Below are 258 nucleotides of genomic sequence, written 5' to 3'. Positions count from 1 at the left end.
ATGTATGGGCGTGCGTAGCGATACCGTACCAGCAATCAGTCGTTTGAATGGAATAAAAATTATTGTCCCTGGCAACCATGACGATTGTCACCCGATGTACAAGAATAAAGTGTCGTACGCTGAAAAAGTTGCTTTGTATGAAGAGCATTTTCAGCTGATCTACTATCCTCGGAGTCCCTTGAAGGATGAAGATGGAGGACTCGAATTCAACCTCAACCACTTTCCTTACATCGATAAAGATCCTGATTACCAAGGGCG

General features: G+C 43.8%; 1 protein-coding gene. It reads left to right on the top strand.

Annotated features, from left to right (window positions below; all coding sequences use genetic code 11):
• Positions 1-258, top strand: a 258-nt coding sequence (locus tag H6A60_RS13330; RefSeq protein WP_205105345.1) for a metallophosphoesterase family protein, incomplete at both ends; no start/stop codon positions are given.

The organism is Sutterella massiliensis (assembly GCF_016899755.1).
Lineage (GTDB): Bacteria > Pseudomonadota > Gammaproteobacteria > Burkholderiales > Burkholderiaceae_F > Sutterella > Sutterella massiliensis.
The sequence above is the reverse complement of the archived record's forward strand: the minus strand, read 5'-3'. Positions and strand labels throughout refer to the sequence as shown.